The 527-nt window shown below is 36.6% G+C and carries 1 protein-coding gene; it reads right to left on the reverse strand.

Translation table 11 applies throughout. The features are described from left to right. On the reverse strand, positions 1–527 hold a 527-nt coding region (locus Q0945_RS16050), incomplete at both ends, for a hypothetical protein (RefSeq protein ID WP_299436697.1).

Below are 527 nucleotides of genomic sequence, written 5' to 3' on the forward strand. Positions count from 1 at the left end.
TGTACTTCTAAGGTTAAATCTCCTGTAGCTGCATTGAAACTAAATGTATCTACTTCTTGATTATCCGTGTCTACTGCTAATGCACTTAAATCTACAGTTACTGGAACTTCTGCATCATCTTCTAAAGATATTGCTAATTCACTAGTTCCTGCATTGAACGTTAAGCCATCTACTGTTTGGTTATCTGTATCTAATCCACTTAAGTTAGCTACATGTGCTGCTTGACCGTCATCTTGTACTTCTAAGGTTAAATCTCCTGTAGCTGCATTGAAACTAAATGTATCTACTTCTTGATTATCCGTGTCTACTGCTAATGCACTTAAATCTACAGTTACTGGAACTTCTGCATCATCTTCTAAAGATATTGCTAATTCACTAGTTCCTGCATTGAACGTTAAGCCATCTACTGTTTGGTTATCTGTATCTAATCCACTTAAGTTAGCTACATGTGCTGCTTGACCGTCATCCTGTACTTCTAAGGTTAAATCTCCTGTAGCTGCATTGAAACTAAATGTATCTACTTCTTG

Origin of the sequence: uncultured Maribacter sp., assembly GCF_947500405.1 — a bacterium.
Lineage (GTDB): Bacteria > Bacteroidota > Bacteroidia > Flavobacteriales > Flavobacteriaceae > Maribacter_B.